Here is a 17,114-nt window from a genome sequence, read left to right as displayed (position 1 = left end):
TGGTTTCTTAAAAGGAAAACCGATCGTGAAAAGAACTGATTATTTCCTTAAAATCGGTCTTTTCTTTGAGCTCCATGAACCCGGCAAGTTTCAGGTTTGTGCTCACTTTGATGTTTCGCAGCTTCAGGTGCTGGTTGATGAAGATAAACTCCAGTTCTGGGTTTACTTCTTTGAGCACATCCACAATGTCCAATACCGAAATATTCAGTTCTACGAGGTTGTAAACCCCTGACGGGACGTTGGAGGTGAGCAGGCGATTGAAGGTATCCGCTACATAATCCACGTGGGCGAATGATCGGTATTGCTTTCCATTTCCATGGATAGAAATCCGGTTGCTGAAGTTGCTTTCGAAAACAAACTTATTGATCACCGAATCGAAACGCATGCTTCTGCTGTACCCGAAGATGTTTCCACAACGAATGATGTGAGTTTTCATCTTTTCGTTGAGGCGGGTTACATGCTCCTCACCCCGGTGCTTGGAGATGGCATAGAACGTACGCGGGTTGGGATGAGTACTTTCGTCCATCTCGCTGCTGGAGGAGCCATATACCCCTACACTGCTGCTATAGATAAAATGCTTAACACCACTTTCCTCTGCCGCATACACCAGTTCGGCTGTACCCCAGTGATTGACCTGTTCGAAGAAATGGGGGTCGGTGTTGGCAAAAGGACTGGTAACCTTTGCAGCCAGGTGGAAGACCGCATCTACACCGTCCAGGGCCTTTCGGAGCTTTCTGGAGTCCAGCAGTTCTCCATGAATGAAGGAGATGTTTTCTTTGTTGTCGTACTTATGCCCGGTGAACAGGGCGTAATTGTCCCTGCTCAGGTTGTCATAAATCCTGATTTCTTTGACTTCCGGATTTTTCGAAAGTTCCTTGATTAGTTCCGTACCCAGATATCCTGCGCCTCCGGTAATCAATACATTCATAGATCGTAATTTTCGGTTGGAATTATTTTTTCACAAGGTCGGTATGCAGACCACATTCTACTTTATTGAGGCCAAACCATCTGGCTTCACGTTCCTGCATCTCAGGGTCGAGTTTTCGGGTACATGGTTCACAGCCGATGCTCAGGTACCCTTTGGAGTCCAGGGGATGTCTTGGGAGGTTGTGCTCTCTTATGTAAGCAAAAATGGTTTTCATATTCCAATCGAGCATGGGATGAAAACGGATGGTGTCGAAAGGAGCTTCTTGTTCGGTTTTCATCGCTTTTCGGGTGGAGCTTTGATCACCACGCACCCCATTGATCCATACATCGTTGGTCCTCAGCAGCTCCTCGGTTGGGGCCGTCTTGTTGATGTAGCAGCAGTGGTCCGGATCTGAGGTGAAAAGGAGTTTCCCACCGTGATCTTTCTGCATATATCTGGGAACCGACGAACGGGTTTCTATTATGTTTAGCCCAAAGGCTTCACCCACCTGATCTTTAAAGGAGACCGTCTCTGGAAAATGATAGCCTGTGTTGAGGAAATAAACGGGAATGGTATTGTCTATCCTGCTTAATATGTGAAGCATTACCAGACTATGGGTCTGAAAGGAGGATGTGGTGAACATCTTTTTCCCATCAGCTTTGTAAGATTCCAGCTTTGCTTTGATTTCAGATATCTCCATGTTTCGAAATTAGTATACAAAACAATAAGGAGCTGTTGAAAATTCAAATGAAAGTCGGTTTTTTTCGAAATTGTAAAAATAAAAAGGGCTATTTCCTGAGAATAAATTCTCTTTGGAAATAGCCCACAACTAACCGCTAACTTTAAGATAAGTGAGTTTTCGCTAGGCGTATACTGACGGCTCCAGTAAATAACCTAGTCGACTGAACGAATCTTCCATACTCAAACCATTCCTGATGTTCAGTTTCAGGAATGACGTTAATTCTTTTGCCTTCTCTTTTGAGAGATCCAATACCTGAAGAAGTTTGGCAATAATGTTTTCTTTTCTATCCGAGAGGGCTCCATTGGCCATGAGCGAATTCACCAGAAAGAAGACAAGATTGAATCGCTCCTTGGCTGTCTTCGGTAAATTTTTCCTGATTTTCTCCACTTCGACCATCCTACTCTCTATAGAGATATAGCCAATCTCCTGCCTGAGAAGAAGGATGTCTTCCTGGTCAATGATGTGCTCTGAATGAGCAATGATTACGAGCTTATTGATATGCTCTTTTTCACTCCTGTTGGTGAATAAACTATTTATCCATCCCATGATTTTGTCTGGTTTTTTGGTTGTTTCGTCTATAAATATAGCTAATTAGTCGAAGGATGCAATAGATAAATGCAAAAAATAATGAGAAAAGTCATATTGACTTAAAATAGGCCTTAAATCCAGTCATTGATGAGTCTTTTGGCAGCGGTCATGCCGCTCAATGTCACCCCTGGAATTCCTTGTCCGGGGTAGGCCGTGTCTCCACATTGGTAGGCCCTGTAACCGTCCAGCCTGGCTCCAATCATCTGCCAGGGTTTGGTTTGATGATATTGTGGGTACCCTCCTACGAAACCATGCGCCCGTCCGGTCCACTTTGCCCAGGATTTGGGGCCGCTGGAATGGGCGTAGATGATGTCGGTCTTGCGAAGAAAGCCCCTGGCTTCAAGTACATCAATGATTTTTGCTCCCAACCAGGCCGTATTGACCTGTGATAATGGATTGGAAATGTGCGTACTGATAGAGGCCACTCTTGTTTCAGGCACACTGCTTCTGGTCAGGTCAGCTTCATGATTGAGACTCATGAAGATGCTGATTGAATGTGTTTCCGGTAAGGGCTCGCTCAAGTGAATCTGATGATGGATGCTCTCGAAGTGCCGTTGACTTTTAAATACGATCCCCATTTGAAAGGCACTATAAAGCTTGTCTGGGGTCAAAATTTTTCGCTTCGAACCGGGAGAGATGATTTCCGGTGCCAAGGTCATCATGTTGTTAATGGGAATTCCGGAGATTAGAAACCTGCTTTTGTAAGTGTTGGTTTTGGTGTGAATGATGTAATGATCCTTTTTTTTGATGATTTGTTGTACGCCGTTGCGACAGAATATGGTACCTCCTCTTGATCGGATATATTTCAGGATGGGGTTGACCAAATTGATGAGTCCCCCATCAATATAGTGGTTGGAGTAATTGGTATAGCAGAGTGCAGCAGCGCCAAAAAGGAAGTTAACCTCCCGGGCTGTATTTTGTGCAGTAATGAGCAGCTGCTGATCTATATACTGTTTGAATTGGTCATCAGGCTGATTCCGGGGCAGCCGGGATGCTGTGCTTACAAGTGAATATCGGGCTTTGAGAATGTCCTGAACACGAGCCTTAGCCGCAAGCCGAAGAAAATCTACGGGCTTTGAGGGTGGAAAATCCAGATACCGGGTGGAGGCCTCCCAGACAAATTGGCTCAGCTGGTATGTGTTTTCCCAAAATGTCCTCTGATTCCCACCAAAGTGCTTTTCAGCTTCTGAAATCCAATTTTTAATATTTTGATACTTGTTGACAATCCGTCCATCGGCTAAGTGCACCTGCATGGGTAGCTTCAGTTTTCTTGTCTCGATTTGTATTCCCGTCTGATCCAGAAACTGACGCAGCGGCATGTTTTCATCCAGTCCTACCAGGGTGGTGGCCCCAGCCTCGAACACGAAACCTTTACGTGAATAGGAGGTGGTACAGCCTCCGGGAATCCAGTTTTGTTCCAGGATAGTGGGTTTAAGCCCTTTTTTGGCCAACAGAGCCGCTGCGGTTAATGAACCCAACCCACTCCCAATGACGATCACTTCCTCCATGAATTAATGTTTAAATATTTTATTAAAACATTAAACAAAAGCAATTTGGAATATGTTTGATGGATGTAATTTGATTTTTTAGTCAGTTATTTGCCTAAACAATACATTTGAATGAGAGTAGCAGTTTTCCGTAAGGAACATTTTAATGCAGCCCATCGTCTATACAATCCTGACTGGACAGATGAACGTAATCAGGAGGTATTCGGGAAATGCAACAATCCAAATTGGCACGGCCACAATTATGAATTAGTGGTGAAACTAATAGGAGAGCCCGATCCGGCTACCGGTTACGTTTTTGATATGAAGGAACTTAGTGATCTCATTAAAATACATGTGCTAAAAAAATTTGATCACAAAAACCTGAATCTGGACACCGAAGAATTTAAAAGTATCAATCCCACGGCGGAGAATATTGCGGTAGTGATCTACAATATTCTGAGAGATAAGATTGATCATACATTGGAACTGAAAGTGATACTTTATGAAACAGAAAGGAACTTCGTTGAATACCCCGCTTAATATGGATCATTTGGAAGAGGATTTTGCAGAGGATCATGCAGGTACATCAGACAGCACTCCTTTGAGGTCGGATGCTTTTGAAATGGATGATGACCTGAAAATGGAATTGATTGCGAAGCATTTCAAAGAGATTATGCAGATTTTAGGGCTGGATCTTACAGATGACAGTCTGCAGGGGAGTCCCAAGCGCGTGGCCAAAATGTATGTGCAGGAGGTGTTCAGTGGTCTGAACCCTAAGAATAAGCCGAAAGTACGTCTGTTTGAAAATAAATATAAGTACGACCAAATGCTCGTGGAGAAGGACATCACGTTTTACTCTCATTGTGAGCATCATTTTGTACCTATCTATGGCAAGGCACATGTGGCTTACTTCTCCAGTGGGAAGGTAATTGGCTTGTCCAAGATCAACAGGATCGTGCAATACTATGCCAAAAGACCCCAGGTGCAGGAGCGTCTTACTATGCAGATAGCCAATGAGCTGAAAGATATCCTGATGACTGATGACGTGGCTGTGGTGTTGGATGCTACACATATGTGTGTGAGCTCCCGGGGGGTGAGCGATACCAATAGCATGACCGGGACGGCGTTCTTCGATGGCAAGTTTAGAGACCAGAATATAAAAACGGAGTTCCTCAATTACATCAATGCCAAAACCGATTTAAGGTGATTGACTCCCATGGGAACATTTGACGGGAAGAATGTGCTGGTGGTGGGTGGTAGCAGCGGCATAGGCAAAGCCACGGTGTTAAAGCTCCGGGAGCAAGGAGCTGAAGTCTATAATGTTTCCAGATCGTCCAGTCGGATTCAGGGAGTAACCGATATCTGGCTGGATGTTTTGTCGGATTTCTCAGTCATAGAAGGTTTGCCGGACAGGTTAGACGGATTGGTATACTGCCCGGGTAGCATCCACCTTAAGCCTTTTCAAAGTTTGAAGATCGACGACTTTTTGCGAGATTTTGAAATTAACGTTCTGGGAGCGGTCAAGGTGCTGAAGGCCTGTCTCAGGAATCTCAGAGCCGCGGAGCGTTCCAGTGTGATCCTTTTTAGTACTGTAGCCGTGGTTCAGGGCATGACTTTTCACAGTTCAGTAGCAGCATCCAAAGGGGCCATAGAAGGACTCGTGAAGTCATTGGCGGCTGAGTGGTCCAGGTCAGGGATCAGAGTGAATGCCATAGCACCGAGTCTGACGGATACCCCGATGGCCCAAAACCTACTTTCTACAGATGAAAAGCGAAAAGCCTCCGAAGAACGCCATCCATTAAAAGGGATCAGTACCGCTGAGGAGCTGGCTGGTACGGTCATTTACCTGCTGTCGGACGCTGCTCAAAGGGTGACCGGGCAGGTTATGCATGTAGATGGAGGGATGTCTTCTTTACGCCCTCTTTGAGCTCCTGTTATCTTCAGACAGGGTTGTGAGCTGTTCCTGTCTGGCACTGAACCTTGCCGATTGTGGTTCAACCAAATTATCCCCTCAATTAATTGGATTAGCGGCAATGAATGGCCAAAAAAACCTATCTGATTTTACATTTTTATAATTTCACGAGTCGGTTATCTTTGCACATCTTTTTAAAAACCAATACAACAATATGAGTTATTTGATATACGCAGTGCCAGTACTGGCATTGATAGGAATCCTAGTGATGATCGTGAAGTCACGATGGGTCAATAAGCAGGATGCAGGCGAAGAAAAAATGCAAACCATCGCCAATCACATTAAGGAAGGCGCCCTGGCTTTTTTGAGTGCTGAATACCGGGTCCTGGCCATTTTTGTGGTGATTGCAGGTGTCTTGTTAGGAGTGATTTCAGCCCTGGTGGAAACCACACATTGGTTCATCGTGGTGGCATTCGTTATCGGGGCCATATTCTCCGCCGTAGCTGGTAATATTGGGATGCGCATTGCCACCTCGGCGAACGTGCGGACCACGCAGGCAGCGCGTACCAGTTTATCAAAAGCACTGAAAGTAAGTTTCACAGGTGGTACCGTCATGGGACTTGGTGTAGCTGGTTTGGCTGTATTTGGTTTGAGTATGTTATTTATCCTCCTGTTTGGCTGGTTGATGGGTGGTCAGTGGACCAATACCGATGACATGACCATTGTACTTGAGGCGCTGGCTGGTTTCTCGTTAGGCGCAGAGTCCATTGCTTTGTTTGCAAGAGTAGGCGGTGGTATATACACTAAGGCTGCTGATGTAGGGGCTGACCTTGTTGGTAAGGTAGAAGCTGGAATCCCAGAGGATGATCCGAGAAACCCGGCCACCATCGCCGACAATGTGGGTGATAATGTGGGAGATGTAGCCGGTATGGGTGCTGACCTTTTTGGCTCTTATGTAGCCACGGTATTGGCTTCCATGGTGTTGGGTAATTATGTTATTCGCGATATGGGTGGATCCATAGAGGATTCTTTTAACGGTATCGGGCCTATCCTCCTTCCATTGGTCATTGCCGGATTAGGTATTATTTTCTCTATTATCGGTACCTTGTTTATCAGTGTAAAAGATGAAAATGCCAAGGAGCCTCAGGTGCAGGCAGCACTGAATAAAGGCAACTGGAGTTCGATCATTATTACAGGTATTGCTTCTTATTTCGTGATAGATATCCTTCTTCCTAAAAACATGAAGATGGATTTTTTCGGGATGGGAGTCATTGACATTCCTTCTTCCAATGTTTTTTATGCAGTATTGATTGGTCTTTTCGTGGGAGCGGCCATTTCGTTTTTCACCGAATACTACACAGGTCTTGGTAAAAAGCCGGTGATGGACATTGTTCGAAATTCATCTACTGGTGCAGCTACCAATATCATTGCCGGACTTTCTACAGGGATGATTTCCACTTTTGCGCCTATACTTCTTTTTGCGGGAGCGATCTGGGGAGCCTATGAGTTAGCAGGATTTTACGGAGTTGGTATTGCTGCTTCTGCCATGATGGCTACCACAGCCATGCAGCTGGCCATCGACGCATTCGGACCAATAGCAGATAATGCGGGTGGAATTGCTGAGATGAGTGAACTTCCTAAGGAAGTCCGTGAGCGTACAGATATATTGGATTCGGTAGGAAATACCACAGCGGCTGTTGGTAAAGGATTCGCCATTGCATCTGCAGCGTTGACCGCCTTAGCGCTTTTTGCTGCCTATGTGACCTTCACAGGAATAGATGGAATCAATATTTTCAAAGCGAAAGTCCTTGCAGCATTGTTTATTGGAGGCATGATTCCGGTTGTGTTTTCAGCGCTGGCCATGAGGTCGGTAGGAAAAGCAGCTATGGAAATGGTAAAAGAGGTGAGACGTCAGTTCAGAGAGATACCGGGTATCATGGAAGGTACAGGGCAGCCTGAATATAGTAAATGCGTCGACATTTCAACTAAAGCGGCCATCAAAGAAATGATGCTCCCGGGGGCGCTCACTATTATTACACCTATTTTGATTGGTTTCTTCATGCAGGCAGAAGCACTCGGTGCTTACATGGCTGGTGTTACCGTATCTGGTGTGCTTTGGGCTATTTTCCAAAACAACGCTGGCGGTGCCTGGGACAATGCTAAAAAGTCTTTTGAAGCCGGAGTGATGATCGACGGGGAGATGACTTACAAAGGATCAGAGGCTCACAAAGCTGCTGTAACCGGGGATACTGTTGGTGATCCATTCAAAGACACCTCAGGACCATCTATGAACATTTTGATCAAACTAACCTGTCTGGTTGGATTGGTGATTGCGCCTATTTTGGGTGAGATTCACGGTGCTGGTGCCCATAGCAAAACTTCTACTGAAATTGTAGATGAGGTGGTCATCAGGAAAGAGGTAAAGGTAAAAGTGGAAGGTGAGGATGAAGCTAATATGAAAGCCGAGATCACCATCACTGACGGTGAAAACACCTCTACCGAGACTATGGAAGGTTCTAAGGAGGAGATAGAAAAGAAGATTGAAGAATTAGACTAAGATTTTAAAGTAGTAAATAAGTCAGAGCCCTGCTTGATATTCAAGCGGGGCTTTTTTTATGCCCTTTATGCTAGTGTGTTAGGTTGAATATTACAATTATAACTTTAATTAGTTATATCTAAATGACTGTTTTATAGGTGTTTAAATAATTTATCTATATTTGTGCAGGATATAATCGAAAAAAGTATGAGAAAATCCAGCCGTCTAATTACCGTTGCCCTCATGTTCATGACTTATGCATTTCCTGCATTTTGTCTGAGTGGAGGAGAAGAAGCGAATTTTCAATTACTCTCCGAAAAGCTGGAAAAGGCGATAGAAGGGAGGAACTTTCATGAGGCCAGAGAGGCCATAGAGGAGCTGATGCCTCTGATGAAAGAGGAACTAAAAAAGGATAAGAAAACACTTTCAGAACTGAAGCGGGAAGAGTCACCGGAGTTGGATCCTGCTGAATTTGAAAAGAAGCTGGCGCGGAAAACCGAATTATATGATTCGCTGAAGGAGTTGGTGGATATATCACCTGCCGCTCTGAGGGTGAAGTCTGAAAGAATAAAAACTGAAGTGAAGGAGTTTATCGATCTCTCCTGATTTTTTAGTGGTTACTGTAGTTAGAATCCTCCTGATATCAGATCAGGAGGATTTTTTTATGGGACCACTCCTGTAAAATTACTCTTGACTCATTTGTAACTGCATAATATTTCGGAGTTTTGCAGACATCCGGGCACCTTTCAATAAAGGGGCTTTGGTGAACCCACTTAGAGAAAGCATCATTTGAAAAGATCATTCCTTTTTTATGTTTCAGTATTAGGTACCATCCTGCTTACGCAGGCACAGGGAATCTCTTACAAGGATGCTCAGGCTCAGCAGCAGGTCATAGATCGATATAACAGTGACTGGGCGCTGCAGCAGGCGTACGTGGTGCTTGTGGGCATTGATGGCTTTCGATTTGATTATGCCAAGAAGTACGGCGCTGAGCACATACAAAAGCTAGGGGATTCAGGCGTCAAATCAGAACGATTGTTGCCTTCATTCCCATCTAAGACGTTCCCTAATCACTACACCATCGTCACAGGATTACTACCTGGCAACCATGGCCTGGTGGGAAACAGCTTTTACAGCAGGTCAAGGCAAGCCTGGTATCATGTGTGGGATAGGGAGGCGGTCAGGGATGCGAGCTGGTACGCCGGTGTACCTTTATGGGTATTGGCGGAGAAGCAGGGGATGCTTTCTGCGAGCTTCTTCTGGGTGGGTGCGGAATCACCTGTCCGCGGAGTAAAACCTACCTACAACTATGCCTACGACGGAAGCATGCCCAATGAATACAGGCTGCGTCAGGTGCTCGATTGGCTGAGGTTGCCGGAGGCCAGGCGTCCACACATGATGGCAGTGTATTTCTCACTCGTAGATGATGTAGGGCACAAGTACGGGCCCGACCACCCCAAAACAGGAGAGGCGGTATTGAAAGTGGATTCCCTTATCGGAGATTTTATGGATTCTTTGAATCAATTGAATTTGCCGGTTCACGTCGTGCTGGTTTCAGATCATGGCATGTCAGCCATTAGTCATGGGATTGTGCTGCCGGAGGTGGTGGATCTTGATGATGCACAGGTTTCCTACAGCTTTCCACCAATGATTTATCAACCAGACAGTACCAAAAGGCTGAAACTTTATGATCAGCTGCTTCAGGTGCCAAATATGAATGTGTATACGAGAAAAAACATCCCTGAATACTTATCCTTTAAAAATAATGACCGGATTGGCGATTTTATACTCGTAACTGATGCACCTACGATCATTTTGGAAAAACCCATGCCGGTCACCGGCGGCACACATGGCTTCAATCCCTATACCGACGAGAATATGGGTGCGATCTTTTACGCCACGGGCCCAAAGTTGAAGTCGGGTTTGGAAATGCCCCCCGTGGAAAATATTCATATTTATCCTTTTATTGCCCAACTTCTTGGTCTGACCATTTCTGAGCCCATAGACGGAAATTTGAATGCACTGGAGATCCTGCTCAAGCAGGACTAACGAATGATTTGGCATGCTTTTAGATAATACGCTTCCATGCTACAGTATTTAGATACTTTTCTGACCGTTTTTCATTCAGCATTTGTTCTGTTTGTGTTGTTTGGTTGGGCTCATTCCAAAACCCGGAAAGCACACATAACAGCGCTACTGCTTACATTTTTGGCCTGGATGCTTCTTGGCTTGTATAAAGGAGTGATTGGTTACTGCCCCCTTACCGATTGGCACTGGGATGTCAAACGTGCGCTGGGGGAGACAGGAATGTCCGGATCTTTCATTGGTTATCTGATTGAACACTATTTGGGACTTTCTTTTTCAAGGAGCTTTTATGATGCCATTACGGCGGGTGGGCTTATTTTCGGATCGATGATGTCATTTGTCGTTCACCGAAAAAACCGCAATACCAGATCGGAGGCCAGTGGTCAGGTGGCTTGAAATGACGTTGAAAATTCCTGTTCACGTAACAATCAAACCAAACCAGATGAAAATTGACATTTTCATTCAGGAAAAAGTCCCAATCACGCAAAAAAATCTCTAACTAAGCGATAGTTGATTTATCTTGGTGCTTTCTAGGGTAACATGAGACAATCAAAAGAATATACGGTACTGTACGTAGACGATGAGCGGGCGAATCTTCGAAGTTTCAAGTCTGCGTTTCGAAGAATTTACAACGTGATTATAGCTGATAGTCCCCTGGAAGGTATTGAGATCATCAAGGAGAATAAAATCAACATAGTCGTGTCAGATCACCGGATGCCCGAGTTGATCGGTACTGATTTTCTTAGAAAAGTATATGAGCACGACGGTACTATCCGCAGAATCATTTTAAGCGGGTTTGTGAAGAAGGAGGATCTGCAGGAAGCGAATGAAGAGTTTGGGATCCATGCTTATATCTCCAAGCCTTGGGATTTTGATCATTTACAAGGAATCTTCGAGAGGTTACTCACAGAAGAGAAATCTGAGCACATCATTTACGACTGAGTTAGTCGTCCCCTCAAGACCATTTCATTGTCAAATTGAGACTTTTTTCCTCGTTCTGAGAGAAAGAAGACGTTCGTTGATGCCATTTTAGTCATTTCGATTAATGGCTTATACATTGTTTGAATATTTCCCGGAAAATTTTACAGAAGTTTAATTTTTGGCATAGTTATAGCTAATAAGTATTCAGAGTTTAACATCAGAAAATGATCTTAGCTCTGAAGAAACTTTTTAGTTAGGTTAGGTTGGTGATAAGCTCCCCTCAATTTTGAGGGGGGCTTTTTTTTGTTCCCGGGTTGAGGGAATGAAGGGGATTTATTTTATCTTATCCTATCACTAATTCAAGTTCAATATGAAAATACTTTTCGAATGGCTGCTGAGTATCCTGGCAGCGTTTCTGCTTTTGCAGACCCTTTTTTACAAGTTTTCGGGGAGCGATGAGAGTGTATATATCTTCACTCAGGTGGGCATGGAACCCTGGGGAAGGTATGCTTCTGGAATAGTGGAACTTTTGGCAGGTGTCCTTTTACTTTCCCAAAAATATAGGGCATATGGTGCCATATTGGGTCTGGGGGTCATCTCGGGAGCTTTGTTTTTCCACCTGACTTCTCTCGGTATTGAGGTGTTGGGAGATGATGGACGGCTGTTCTACTATGCGCTTACTGTTTTTATCAGCTGTTTACTACTCCTGATCATGCGGAAGAAGGATATTCCACTGATTGGACAGAGATTTTGAGCATCCGGATCATTTCTGAGCAAAAGGTATATTGGAAGGTGAATTAGAACCCGCACATTCCTGGTTTAAATCCAGGGGATGGGAGCCATTTGCCTTCCAAAAGGAGACCTGGCAGGCTTATCTCAGTGGTCAGAGTGGGTTACTCAACGCGCCAACCGGTAGTGGAAAAACGTACGCACTCTGGATTCCATGTATTTTGGAGTTTCTCAGGGATCATCATCCCTCAGAGGTCACTCCTGAGTTGCGGATTTTATGGGTGACCCCACTCCGGGCTCTGGCCAAGGATATACAACGTGCCATGCAAACCGTCTGTGATGACATGGGTCTTCGGTGGACAGTTGGCCTGAGAACCGGAGATACCACCACCACAGAGCGTCAAAGGCAAAAGAAAATTGCCCCGCAGGCTTTGGTCATTACTCCGGAAAGTATTCATGTTTTACTAAGTCAGAGTGACTACCCCAATTTCTTCAAAGGAGTAAAGGCCATCATAGTGGATGAGTGGCACGAAATTCTGGGGACCAAACGTGGGGTGGCCACGGAGTTGGCCATTTCCAGGCTTAAACACCTCACTGAGTCACAGCTTAAGGTTTGGGCGATTTCAGCCACCATTGGCAATTTGCCCCAGGCCAAGCGTGTGATTTTGGGCGAAGACAGCTACAGGCGAGGTGTGGTGATTAAATCCCGGTTGGATAAGAAGGTGCAGGTGGAGTCTGTATTACCCGATGAGGTGGAAAAATTTCCATGGACGGGTCATCTGGGCACCAAGCTACTACCCAAAATTCTTCCGATCATTCACAGGAGCAAAACCACCTTGCTTTTTACCAATACCCGCTCTCAAACGGAGCTTTGGTATCAGGCCATTCTCAAGTTTGCGCCAGAACTATCGGGTACCATTGCCATGCATCACGGTTCCATGGATCATGACATCAGGGGGTGGGTAGAGGATGCCCTTCACGCAGAAAAACTCAAATTGGTGGTGTGCACCTCCAGTCTTGATCTGGGCGTAGATTTCCGTCCAGTGGACACTGTCATACAGATCGGTGGGCCCAAGGGTGTCTCGCGTTTCTTTCAAAGGGCCGGGCGTAGTGGCCATCAACCGGGAGCTACCAGTAAGATCTATTTTGTGCCCACACACTCCCTGGAACTTATAGAAGGTGCAGCCCTAAGGGAGGCCATAGCAGAGGGAATGTTTGAAAGTAGAAATCCCTTGCAAAAGAGTCTGGATGTATTGGTGCAGTACCTGGTTACCCTCGCAGTGAGCGGGGGATTCAGGCCACTTCAGATACTGGAAGAGGTGCGACAAACGTATAGTTATCGGTTGTTGACCGCCGAGGAGTGGAATTGGTGCCTCGATTTTATCACTACCGGAGGTAAAACATTAGGGCAGTATGATGAATTTGCCAGGGTATACAACGATGATGGGGTTTACAAAATCATGAATAAGAAGGCCGCAACCCGACATAAGCTTTCTATAGGGACCATAGTGGGTGATCCTGCCCTTAAAGTCAGGTTTATTACCGGAGGGTACATCGGCACCATAGAGGAGAGTTTTGTGTCACGTCTGAATGCGGGAGATACATTTTGGTTTTCGGGCAGAAACCTGGAGTTTGTGAGAATCAAAGACCTGACCGTGCTGGTGCGGAAATCCAACAAGAAAAGCGGACTCACCCCTCAGTGGATGGGAGGTCGGTTACCCCTTTCTTCCATGTTGGCATCCAAAATCAGAGAGAAGTTGGATGGGGCCATTCGGGGCGATTTTTCGTCTGTCGAGATGCAAACCATTCGTCCCATTCTGGACCTTCAAAGCCGATGGTCTATGATTCCCTCTTCCGATCAGCTCCTCATAGAGAAAACCAAAACCCGGTTTGGTCATCACATCTTCATTTTTCCATTTGAAGGAATGTTTGTTCACGAGGTGCTTGCTGGCGTCATCGCCATGCGGATTAGTCGGATCAGGCCCATTTCATTTTCCATTTCTATGAATGATTATGGGTTTGAAATGTTATCAGATCAGGAAATACCCATAGAGGAGGCCCTTGAACTAGACCTCTTTTCGGAAGAAAACCTGATGCCCGATATTTACGAGTCCATCAATATGACTGAGATGGCTCAGCGAAAGTTTCGTGATGTGGCTACAATAGCCGGGCTTATCTTTCAGGGTTACCCTGGCAAAAACATTAAATCCCGTCATTTGCAGGCCTCTTCCGGTATCTTGTTCAAAGTCTTTGAAGAGTACGACCAGGGGAATCTGCTTGTTCGTCAGTCCATGGAGGAGGTGATGACATTGCAGCTGGAGCATTCCCGGCTTTTTGAGGCCGTCCGACGTATCAACCAGCAAACCATCGTCCTGAAGGAGACCGATAAGCCTACACCGTTTGCCTTTCCTATACTGGTGGATATGTTTCGCAGGCAAAAACTGACCTCCGAGCAGCTGGCCGATCGCATCCGGAAAATGCAAATACAACTGGAGCGTGCGGCGGCCAAATAGGGTATTTTCATTACTTTGCGGAAAATCCTGAATATGAGAACCATTTTCATTTTACTCCTTTTTTTTGGCCTGTTCACAGTGAAGGCTCAGTCCGCAACCGGACTTTGGAAAACCATAGATGACGAAACCGGAAAGCCGCGATCCATCGTGCAAATAGAAGAGCGAAACGGGCAGATTTTCGGCTCTATTGTTCGCTTGTTCCGATCGCCTGATGAGGAGCAGGATCCCATTTGTAAGGTGTGCCCCGGGCAGCGCAAAAACCAGAAAATTATCGGAATGGAAATCATCAATGGACTCAGGTATGATCAGGATGACGAGGAGTACAGTGGTGGAGAGATTCTGGACCCGGAGAGTGGTAATGTATATGATTGCAAAATATGGTTAAGTGAGGAGGGGACCCTCAAGGTGCGCGGATACGTCATGTTTTTGTTCCGCACACAGACCTGGCTCCCTTATGCGGAGTGATCTGGAAATAAAAGGTTCCGAATATCCATTTCACCACAAGGGACAATCCTTGGTGTTGAGTTGTGACCGTTCCATTTTCTGGGAGGATCATTCAGCACTTGTGGTGTCCGATCTGCATTTGGGCAAAGCCGGACATTTCAGAAAACACGGAATCCCAGTACCCTCGCAGATTCACATCTCAGACCTCCAACGGGTCAACTCCTTGATTGAACGCTACAGACCCCAACGCATACTCTTTCTTGGTGATCTTTTTCACAGCGACCAAAACGAGGAGTGGCAGGATTTTACCCACTGGTCCAATTTTCACTCCAACCTCGAACAGATCCTGATTTTGGGGAATCACGACATTTTGGATCACGCTCAGTATGAAAGGACAAAAGTTCAGCTGTGTGAAGAATACCTGCATGGACCCTTCGAATTCACCCATGAAACACGTCAGTCCAAAGCTTACAACATCTCTGGCCATATACACCCATCCATCAGGCTCAGCGGACTGGCCAGGCAAGGGGTAACTTTACCTTGTTTTTACTTTGGGCAGGATCATGGATTACTTCCGGCTTTTGGGGAATTTACAGGAAATCACCCCATTCGCGCCAAGGCAGGAGATCAGGTTTTTGCAATTGGCGAGGACCTTTTGATAGGGTTAGTGGGGTAAATCACTAATTTTACAGCCAGAAACGAGCAATTCATCGACAATGCGGTTACTTTATTACGAAATGAGGTATTTAATGACAGAGCGCGAGCTCCTGATGCTATGAAGGATAGTGAGATTCTTGAGAAAATTGCAAAAGGAGACGAAACCGCCCTTGACTATCTGTATAAGAAGTACTACAGGATGATGACTAATCTCGTCCTGAAAAACAATGGTACAGAAGAAGAAGCCAAGGATGTTTATCAGGAGGCGCTTTTGGCATTTTGGCAAAAGGCTATTAGTGGGAAGCTGGTGCTGACTTCAAAGATTAGCACCTTTCTTTATAGTATTTGTCTGAACCAGTGGAGAAAGGAATTAGACAGGAAGAGCAGGTTATCCAACGAAGAGGTGGATAGCGAAGAGTTTCAGGGGCATGACGAGAATGAGCGATATAAAATAGTCATGCAATGTATTAGTGAACTTGGCGATACCTGTAAGAGAATATTAACATATTATTACTTTGATGGTCTGAACATGACCGATATAGCGGAAAAGTTGAATTTTGCTAACACGGATACAGCCAAGACCAAAAAATATAAGTGTAAGAAGAAATTAGATAGTTTAATAAAAGCACGATATACCACAACCGACTTTTTTGATTAATGAATCCAACGCCGCACCAAATAGATAGCTACCTAAGAAATGAGCTCAGTTCATCCGAACGCAGCGCATTCGAAGCAGAAATGTCCAATAGCCCTGAACTGATGGAACAGGTTCGTTTTGAACAATCTGTTGTAGAAGGCATCTCACAGTATCGAAAGGCTGAATTGAAAGCCAGGCTGAATGCCATTGAAGTGGGGTCAGGCTGGATGGGTATCGGCCAGTTGGGGAGTAGCACAGTACTGAAAAGTGTCGGAGGGGTGCTTGTGGCATCACTTATTGGTGTATCTGCCTATTTGGTTTTCACTGGCAATGAGGATCTGACTCCTGAGCAAGTGGCTTTGGAGCCTATGGAGGTTAATACTCCCGAGCAGTCGGAGGTTTATCAGTTTGAGTTCCCGGAGTTATCTGGTGTGGAGGAAACACGTGTTACAGCCGAACCTTCTAAGAAAGTGGCCGAAAAGAGTAACATCTTTGAAGAGAAAATCGAATCCGGAGGATCCGAGAAATCAAAAGTATCAGCTGAAAAAGAAGTTGAATTCCTGCCAGTGGTGGATTTGCCGGATCTGGGCGAATTGAGTGAAGAGAAAGGGTTGAAAGTTCAGGATGCCAACCTGCCTGAGATGACGGAAATGGACGTCCTTTCTCCCGAAAACGAAAGTCCAATTAGTGTAGAGACCATTCAACGCAACTCCGAAACCATCAAATACAAGTATTTCGACGGGAAACTCTTCCTGTATGGAGATTTCAATAGCGCGCCTTACGAAATCATAGAAATCAACAGACCCACGGAGCGAAAACTATACCTCTACTATGATCAGGAGTACTATTCCATCATTGTCAGCGACAAGGTGCAGGAGCTATCTCCAATTGCGGATCAGCAGCTTCTTCAGGAGTTGGAAATAGTCAGAAACAATAAGCTCTAGCATTCTCTGCAT

The 17,114-nt window shown here is 45.3% G+C and carries 18 protein-coding genes; 14 read left to right on the top strand and 4 right to left on the bottom strand.

Going from position 1 to position 17,114, the window contains the following annotated elements; translation table 11 throughout:
• Positions 1-7: 7 nt before the first annotated feature.
• The 4 genes from RIH33_RS04010 to RIH33_RS03995 all read right to left on the bottom strand — a co-directional run bounded on the left by RIH33_RS04010 (position 8) and on the right by RIH33_RS03995 (position 3,745).
• Positions 8-928, bottom strand: coding sequence for an NAD-dependent epimerase/dehydratase family protein (locus RIH33_RS04010; protein ID WP_406653845.1), 921 nt, complete (start codon positions 926-928; stop codon positions 8-10).
• 22 nt (positions 929-950) lie between these two features.
• Positions 951-1,607: a phosphoadenylyl-sulfate reductase gene (locus RIH33_RS04005; RefSeq protein WP_406653844.1), complete on the bottom strand. Its 657-nt coding sequence runs from the start codon at positions 1,605-1,607 to the stop codon at positions 951-953.
• A 162-nt stretch (positions 1,608-1,769) separates the two neighbouring features.
• Positions 1,770-2,195, bottom strand: a complete 426-nt coding sequence (locus tag RIH33_RS04000; protein ID WP_406653843.1) for a hypothetical protein — start codon at positions 2,193-2,195, stop codon at positions 1,770-1,772.
• Positions 2,196-2,308: 113 nt separating this feature from the next.
• Entirely contained in the window at positions 2,309-3,745 is a 1,437-nt protein-coding gene (locus tag RIH33_RS03995; RefSeq protein WP_406653841.1) for a phytoene desaturase family protein, read from the bottom strand.
• A gap of 111 nt (positions 3,746-3,856) precedes the next feature.
• Here RIH33_RS03995 and RIH33_RS03990 point away from each other — a divergent pair, with 111 nt between their 5' ends.
• The 14 genes from RIH33_RS03990 to RIH33_RS03925 all read left to right on the top strand — a co-directional run bounded on the left by RIH33_RS03990 (position 3,857) and on the right by RIH33_RS03925 (position 17,102).
• Positions 3,857-4,264: a 6-pyruvoyl trahydropterin synthase family protein gene (locus tag RIH33_RS03990; protein WP_406653840.1), complete on the top strand. Its 408-nt coding sequence runs from the start codon at positions 3,857-3,859 to the stop codon at positions 4,262-4,264.
• Positions 4,227-4,931, top strand: a complete 705-nt coding sequence (folE, locus tag RIH33_RS03985) for a GTP cyclohydrolase I FolE (RefSeq protein WP_406653838.1) — start codon at positions 4,227-4,229, stop codon at positions 4,929-4,931. The genes RIH33_RS03990 and folE overlap by 38 nt, the downstream gene beginning before the upstream one ends.
• Positions 4,932-4,940: 9 nt before the next feature.
• A complete protein-coding gene (locus RIH33_RS03980) occupies positions 4,941-5,651 on the top strand; it encodes an SDR family NAD(P)-dependent oxidoreductase (RefSeq protein ID WP_406653836.1) in 711 nt (236 codons plus the stop codon).
• A 199-nt stretch (positions 5,652-5,850) separates the two neighbouring features.
• Positions 5,851-8,193, top strand: coding sequence for a sodium-translocating pyrophosphatase (locus tag RIH33_RS03975; RefSeq protein ID WP_406653834.1), 2,343 nt, complete (start codon positions 5,851-5,853; stop codon positions 8,191-8,193).
• Positions 8,194-8,379: 186 nt separating this feature from the next.
• The gene (locus RIH33_RS03970; protein WP_406653833.1) at positions 8,380-8,778 is read left to right on the top strand and encodes a hypothetical protein; all 399 of its coding nucleotides are present in this window, start codon (positions 8,380-8,382) and stop codon (positions 8,776-8,778) included.
• A 183-nt stretch (positions 8,779-8,961) separates the two neighbouring features.
• Positions 8,962-10,221 carry an ectonucleotide pyrophosphatase/phosphodiesterase gene (locus RIH33_RS03965; RefSeq protein WP_406653832.1) on the top strand — a complete coding sequence of 420 codons (1,260 nt, stop codon included), beginning with the start codon at positions 8,962-8,964 and terminating at the stop codon, positions 10,219-10,221.
• 36 nt (positions 10,222-10,257) lie between these two features.
• The gene (locus RIH33_RS03960) at positions 10,258-10,653 is read left to right on the top strand and encodes a DUF2784 domain-containing protein (RefSeq protein WP_406653831.1); all 396 of its coding nucleotides are present in this window, start codon (positions 10,258-10,260) and stop codon (positions 10,651-10,653) included.
• Positions 10,654-10,797: 144 nt separating this feature from the next.
• A complete protein-coding gene (locus RIH33_RS03955) occupies positions 10,798-11,199 on the top strand; it encodes a response regulator (protein ID WP_406653829.1) in 402 nt (133 codons plus the stop codon).
• Between the two features lie 349 nt (positions 11,200-11,548).
• The gene (locus RIH33_RS03950) at positions 11,549-11,932 is read left to right on the top strand and encodes a DoxX family protein (protein ID WP_406653828.1); all 384 of its coding nucleotides are present in this window, start codon (positions 11,549-11,551) and stop codon (positions 11,930-11,932) included.
• Between the two features lie 31 nt (positions 11,933-11,963).
• A complete protein-coding gene (locus tag RIH33_RS03945) occupies positions 11,964-14,420 on the top strand; it encodes a ligase-associated DNA damage response DEXH box helicase (RefSeq protein ID WP_406653827.1) in 2,457 nt (818 codons plus the stop codon).
• Positions 14,421-14,453: 33 nt separating this feature from the next.
• Positions 14,454-14,885, top strand: a complete 432-nt coding sequence (locus RIH33_RS03940) for a DUF2147 domain-containing protein (RefSeq protein WP_406653826.1) — start codon at positions 14,454-14,456, stop codon at positions 14,883-14,885.
• Positions 14,875-15,540, top strand: coding sequence for a ligase-associated DNA damage response endonuclease PdeM (pdeM, locus tag RIH33_RS03935; RefSeq protein ID WP_406653825.1), 666 nt, complete (start codon positions 14,875-14,877; stop codon positions 15,538-15,540). Before RIH33_RS03940 ends, pdeM begins: the two co-directional genes overlap by 11 nt.
• Positions 15,541-15,639: 99 nt before the next feature.
• Positions 15,640-16,179 (top strand): RNA polymerase sigma factor, encoded by a 540-nt coding sequence (locus tag RIH33_RS03930; protein ID WP_406653823.1) that lies wholly within the window; start codon positions 15,640-15,642, stop codon positions 16,177-16,179.
• A complete protein-coding gene (locus tag RIH33_RS03925; protein WP_406653822.1) occupies positions 16,179-17,102 on the top strand; it encodes a hypothetical protein in 924 nt (307 codons plus the stop codon). Before RIH33_RS03930 ends, RIH33_RS03925 begins: the two co-directional genes overlap by 1 nt.
• Positions 17,103-17,114 lie beyond the last annotated feature (12 nt).

This window comes from Marinoscillum sp. (genome assembly GCF_040222955.1).
Taxonomy (GTDB): Bacteria; Bacteroidota; Bacteroidia; order Cytophagales; family Cyclobacteriaceae; genus Marinoscillum.
Note: the sequence above shows the minus strand (reverse complement) of the source record. Positions and strands in the feature narration are given on the sequence as shown.